Genomic DNA, 5,254 nt, shown 5'->3' with positions numbered 1-5,254 from the left:
CGGCCGTCCGCCGGCCGCGCGCCGCCGTCGCCGTCGCCGCCCGTCGGGCTCCGGCGCGGGTTCGGCGCCGCAGGCGCCCACGCCCTGACGCACGGCGCATCCGTCCGACGCCCGGTCCCGCATCCGCGGGGCCGGGCGTTCGGCATTCCACGGCCGTCGAGCGAGGAACGGCACCCCGGTGGTCGAGGACCGACGACGAAGCGTCTCGAGATCGACACCGTCGGCTATGGTTCCCGCATGATCCGACGTCGCCTCCGTCTCCCGTTCGCGGCTCTGTCGCTCCTCCTGTCCGCGTCGGCGCTCGCCGCGTGCGTCACGTCGCCGGCCGCTGCCCCGGAAGCAGCGGCGGCCGAGGAGCCGGACGGCTGGGTCGTGGTGGCCTTCGAGGGCACCGACGAGGAGTTCGACCTGGGCATCATGGACACCCTGCTCGAGACGGAACTCGCGGCCGACGAGGCGCTCGCCGCCGCCGATGCCGGGTGGATCGACGGCAACGACGTCGGGGAGCACGGGTACGAGCTCTACTTCGTCGGCCAGGACGCCGCAGCGATGTGGCGAGTGCTCGAGCCGGTGTTCGCCGACGCACCGGTGCCGTGGACGCGGGTGGAACTGCGCGATGGACTCGAGGACGAGAACCCCGTGATGCTCAGCCAGGGCTGACGCCGTCCGCTACGGGAAGACCGGCTCGCTGCCCGTGCCGGTCGCGAGGATCGTCTCGACGACCTCGGGCGAAGTGCGCCGCTCGCCGAGTCGGTTGGGCTTGCCCGCGCCGTGGGAGTCGCTCGAGCCGGTGATGAAGAGCCCGTGGCGCTCGGCCAGGCGGCGCAGCCGCGGGAGCTGGGCGGGGTCGTTCTCGGGGTGCTCGATCTCGAGGCCGAGGAGTCCGGCGTCGACGAGTTCGCCCACCCGTCGGTCGGTGAGGACGTATTCGGCGCCCCGCGTGCCCGGGTGCGCGAGCACGGGCACGCCGCCCGCGGCGCGAAGGAGCGCGATGCCGGTCGCCGGGTCGGGGGCGTAGAGCGGCACCGTGTAGCCGGCGCGCGGGTGCAGGATGCCGTCGAAGGCGTCCGAGCGGGTCGGCACGAGCCCGAGCGAGACGAGGGCGTCGGCGATGTGCGGGCGGCCGATCGACGCGCCGACGGCGGCCTGCGCTTGGACGTCCTCCCACGTGAGCGGATAGTCGGCGCCGATACGGCGCACGATCTCCTCGGCGCGCGTCAGCCGGGCCTCGCGGATCTTCGCCGTCTCGTCGGTGAGCCCGGCGTCGAGCGGGTCGAACAGGTAGCCGAGCACGTGGATGCTGAGCCCGCGCTCGCGCGTCGAGAGTTCCATGCCGGGGATGAGGGCGACGCCCGTCTGCACTGCCGCTGCTGCGGCCTCGTGCCATCCGGCGGTCGAGTCGTGGTCGGTGAGCGCGACGCCCCACAGGCCCTCGGCGCGGGCCGCTTCGAGGATCTCCGCCGGCGTCTGCGTGCCGTCGGAGACGACGGAGTGGGTGTGCAGGTCGGCTTCGCCGATCGACCGTGGCATCCCTCCATGCTACTGAGCGCATCCCGGCCTCCCGCCCGTTCGGGAGCGTCTACCGTTGACGCATGGCCCGATTCCTCGGCGGAGCCCTGCTCGTCCTCGTCGCGATCCTCGCGATCCTGCTGACGTGGCCGCAGCTCGTCGACCTGCAGAACCAGTGGGTGTTCGCCCACGTCGTGGCGCTGCGCGGCATCGCGGCCGTGTGCGGGCTCGGCGCCGCCCTCGTGGTCGCCGCGTTCCTCCCGATCCGACGGCTGCGGGCCTTCACGGCCGGGCTCGCGGGCATCCTCGTCGTCTTCGCGGCGGCGAACGCAGGGGTGCTCACGGTGCGCGGCCTCGGCGGCTCCGACGCAGCGCCGGACGGCTCGATCACGGTGCTGTCGTGGAACACGCTCGGCGAGGTGCCCGGCGCCGAGGGCATCGCGGCGCTCGCGCTCGAGCAGGGGGCGGACGTCGTCGTGCTGCCGGAGACCACCGAGGAGACGAGCGTCGAGATCGCCGTCGCGATGCGCGAGGCCGGCCGCCCCATGTGGGTGCACCACCAGAAGTTCGACGACATCGCGAAGGCGCGTTCGACGACACTGCTCATCAGCCCCGAACTCGGGGTCTACGACGTCGTCAACGCCGATGTCCCGGGCCCGCCGGGCAACACCTCGACGTTGCCGAGCGTCGTCGCCGTACCGGTCGACGGCGTCGGACCGACCATCGTCGCCGTGCACGCCGTCGCCCCCATCCGCTGGGAGTTCCGCAATTGGCGCGCCGACCTCGACTGGACGGCGGACCAGTGCGCCTCGGGCAACGTCATCATGGCGGGCGACTTCAACGCGACGCTCGATCACTTCGCCGGCCGCGGCGTCGACGGCGGCGACCTCGGCATCTGCCGGGACGCGGCCCTCGCCGCCGGTGCCGCCGGCCTCGGCACCTGGCCGACCCGCCTGCCCGAGTTCCTCGGCTCCCCCATCGACCACGTGCTCGCGACCCCCGAGTGGCACGTCGACTCCTTCGAGGTGCTCGACGGGCTCGACGACGCGGGCAGCGACCACCGCCCGGTCGTGGCACGGCTCTCCCCGGTCGGGTAGAACGCCGCGGCTGGTGGGAGAATGGATGCCATGTCCGAGCGCATCGATTCCCCCGAGACCACCGTCGCCGACGAGACCGACGAGCAGGCCGCCGCCGACCGCAACGCCAACCGGTCGACCACCCCGCGCTCGGACGGCTTCCGTGACTACATCTCGAGCAACTGGGGCGAGCGCGTCGAGACGCTGCCCGAGCCGCGCGAGGTCGCCGCGCACGCCGCCCGGCGCCGTGCGGAGCTCTCCGCGGCGTTCCCCGGCAAGCGGCTCGTCGTGCCGGCCGGTGCGATGAAGCAGCGCGCGAACGACACCGACTACCCGTTCCGGGCGCACTCGGCCTTCACCTGGCTCACGGGCTGGGGCTCCGACGCCGAGCCCGACTCGGTGATCGTCTTCGAGCCGACGGCCGACGGCCACGACGTCGCCCTGTACTTCCGCGCGGTCGCGGGCCGGGACTCGGAGGAGTTCTACGCGAACGCCGCCATCGGCGAGTTCTGGGTCGGCCCGCGCCCCTCGCTCGCGCACGTCGCCGCCGATCTCGGCATCGCCACGCGCGAGCTCGGCGAGGTCGCGAGCCTGCTCGCCTCCGCCGACACGAAGACCCTCGTCTACCGCGAGGCCGACCCGGCGATCACCGAGCGCATCGATCGGGCGCGCCTCGCACGCGCCGCCGAGGCCGTCGTCACCGACAACGCCGCGGATGCCCCCTTCGGCTGGGAGCCCGGCTCCGTGCACGAGCCCGACGCCGAGCTCGCGCGGTTCCTCGGCGAGGCGCGCCTCGTCAAGGACGCCTGGGAGGTCGCCGAGCTGCAGGCCGCCGTCGACTCGACGAAGACCGCCTTCACCGAGGTGCTCGCCGAGCTCGACCGCGCCGTCGCCACCCCGCGCGGCGAGCGCGTCCTCGAGGGCGTCTTCGCGACCCGCGCCCGCATCGACGGCAACGACGTCGGCTACGGCTCGATCGCCGCCGCCGGCCCCCACGCGACGATCCTGCATTGGACCCGCAACGACGGCGCCGTGCGCCCGGGCGAGCTCGTCCTCCTCGACGCCGGCGTCGAGCGCGACAGCTACTACACGGCCGACATCACGCGCACGTTCCCGGTGAACGGCACGTTCTCCGACGTGCAGAAGCTCGTCTACGAGGCGGTGCTCGAGGCCGCCGACGCCGCGCTTCTGATCGTCGAGCCGGGCGTCGTGTTCTCGCAGGTGCACGCCACCGCGATGGAGGTCATCGCCCGCAAGACCGCCGAGTGGGGCTTCCTGCCGGTCTCCGCCGAGGAGTCCCTCGAACCCGACAACCAGTTCCACCGCCGCTACATGGTGCACGGCACGAGCCACCACCTCGGGCTCGACGTCCACGACTGCGCGGAGGCCCGCCGCGAGTTCTACCGCGACGGCGAGATCAAGGAGGGCATGGTCTTCACGATCGAGCCGGGCCTGTACTTCCAGCCCGACGACCTGACCGTCCCCGAGGAGTTCCGCGGCATCGGCGTGCGCATCGAGGACGACATCCTCGTCACCTCGAGCGGCGCCGTGAACCTCTCGGCGGGCATCCCGCGCACCGTCGCCGAGGTCGAGGCCTGGGTCGGCGGCGCCGGGCGCTGAGCCGCCGACGCACCGCGCGAGCTCGTCCGATCACCGCGATCGGGCGGGCTCGCGCCGTCTGGAGGGATGACAGGACGGACGCCGGGACGCGCGACTGGGGGGCCCCCGGACCGCGGGCGCGCCCGGCGCGCTCCCCGGGGATGTCCGCGGTCCCGCGTAGCGTGCCCGACATGGATGCCCGAACCGCCGCCGCAGAGCCCACCCCGTTCCCCGTGATCGGCGCCGACGCCGACGAGCGATGCCCGCGGTGCGAATCCGACCGGGTGCGCGCCATCGACATGCTCGAGCCGATCCGCGACGACGGAGCGGGCGACCCGTTGTTCGAGTGCCGCGAGTGCGGCTTCGCCTGGGGCGAGATCGTTCGGGAGATGCTCGAGCGCTGAGACGCGGTCGGGCGATCGCAGTCCGTCGATCGCCGCACGAACCGCGACCGGCCTGACCGACCGCGACCGAGATGGCGCTCAGGCGGGCTCGGCGCCCCGTGCGGCCTTGCGCGCTCGGTACGCGGCCTGCATCCGCGCGACCCCGCGCCGGATCGGCCCGGCCGCTCGAGCGGCCCACGCGAACTCGGTCGCGAGCACCGCGAGGCCGGCGAAGACGATGAGCCACCCCGGGCCCGGCAGGGGCACGAGCACGAGGCCCAGCAGCATGACGAGCACACCGGCGACCGCGACGGCGCCGCGATACCAGCGCCGCAGCACGGGGTGCGCGCGCAGTCGTTCGCGGAACGCGTGCAGCATCGCTCGCACGCGCGACCGGCGCTTCGGGACGGGGAGGAGTTCTGCTCCGGGCTCCATGACCCGAACTTACTGACGGCGGCTGGGCGCGGGCCGGGAACTCAGCGGGAGTCGGCCGGGCGGTCGTCCGGGGCGTCGGACGCCTCCGAGGACGTGCCCTCCGACGACGACGTGCCCGAGTCCGGCTCGGGCGCCGTGGACGGCTCGGGGGTCGTGGACGGCTCCGGGGTCGAGGGCGCCTCCGGGGCCGCCGCCGGTGCGGCCGGCGGGGCGGCGGGCGCCGACGGAGCCGACTCCCGTGCGGCCGCGGCC

The 5,254-nt window shown here is 74.1% G+C and carries 6 protein-coding genes; 4 read left to right on the top strand and 2 right to left on the bottom strand.

From position 1 onward, the window contains the following. The first annotated feature begins 237 nt into the window (after positions 1-237). Entirely contained in the window at positions 238-660 is a 423-nt protein-coding gene (locus tag GB864_RS17740; protein WP_160427017.1) for a hypothetical protein, read from the top strand. A gap of 9 nt (positions 661-669) precedes the next feature. Here the strand turns inward: GB864_RS17740 and GB864_RS17735 are convergent, their stop codons facing one another. Beyond that, a complete protein-coding gene (locus tag GB864_RS17735; RefSeq protein ID WP_160427016.1) occupies positions 670-1,530 on the bottom strand; it encodes a PHP domain-containing protein in 861 nt (286 codons plus the stop codon). 62 nt (positions 1,531-1,592) lie between these two features. Between GB864_RS17735 and GB864_RS17730 the strand changes: the two genes are divergently transcribed. The 3 genes from GB864_RS17730 (at position 1,593) to GB864_RS17720 (ending at position 4,588) form a co-directional block, all read left to right on the top strand. Then, positions 1,593-2,606, top strand: a complete 1,014-nt coding sequence (locus GB864_RS17730; RefSeq protein WP_160427015.1) for an endonuclease/exonuclease/phosphatase family protein — start codon at positions 1,593-1,595, stop codon at positions 2,604-2,606. Between the two features lie 30 nt (positions 2,607-2,636). Beyond that, positions 2,637-4,205: an aminopeptidase P family protein gene (locus GB864_RS17725; RefSeq protein WP_419672802.1), complete on the top strand. Its 1,569-nt coding sequence runs from the start codon at positions 2,637-2,639 to the stop codon at positions 4,203-4,205. 170 nt (positions 4,206-4,375) lie between these two features. Next, positions 4,376-4,588: a hypothetical protein gene (locus GB864_RS17720; protein ID WP_160427013.1), complete on the top strand. Its 213-nt coding sequence runs from the start codon at positions 4,376-4,378 to the stop codon at positions 4,586-4,588. Between the two features lie 78 nt (positions 4,589-4,666). Here GB864_RS17720 and GB864_RS17715 read toward each other — a convergent pair whose 3' ends face one another. Next, the gene (locus GB864_RS17715) at positions 4,667-5,002 is read right to left on the bottom strand and encodes a TIGR02611 family protein (RefSeq protein WP_236779237.1); all 336 of its coding nucleotides are present in this window, start codon (positions 5,000-5,002) and stop codon (positions 4,667-4,669) included. Positions 5,003-5,254 lie beyond the last annotated feature (252 nt).

It is taken from the genome of Agromyces seonyuensis (genome assembly GCF_009789225.1).
GTDB classification, from domain to species: Bacteria; Actinomycetota; Actinomycetes; order Actinomycetales; family Microbacteriaceae; genus Agromyces; species Agromyces seonyuensis.
Note: the sequence above shows the minus strand (reverse complement) of the source record. Positions and strands in the feature narration are given on the sequence as shown.

What these genes read in the sequence shown, in the direction of transcription:
- GB864_RS17725 (WP_419672802.1), top strand. Translation starts at nt 2,637, where the DNA reads ATGTCCGAGCGCATCGATTCCCCCGAGACCACCGTCGCCGACGAGACC.
- GB864_RS17715 (WP_236779237.1), bottom strand. Translation starts at nt 5,002, where the DNA reads ATGGAGCCCGGAGCAGAACTCCTCCCCGTCCCGAAGCGCCGGTCGCGC.
- GB864_RS17720 (WP_160427013.1), top strand. Translation starts at nt 4,376, where the DNA reads ATGGATGCCCGAACCGCCGCCGCAGAGCCCACCCCGTTCCCCGTGATC.
- GB864_RS17735 (WP_160427016.1), bottom strand. Translation starts at nt 1,530, where the DNA reads ATGCCACGGTCGATCGGCGAAGCCGACCTGCACACCCACTCCGTCGTC.
- GB864_RS17730 (WP_160427015.1), top strand. Translation starts at nt 1,593, where the DNA reads ATGGCCCGATTCCTCGGCGGAGCCCTGCTCGTCCTCGTCGCGATCCTC.
- GB864_RS17740 (WP_160427017.1), top strand. Translation starts at nt 238, where the DNA reads ATGATCCGACGTCGCCTCCGTCTCCCGTTCGCGGCTCTGTCGCTCCTC.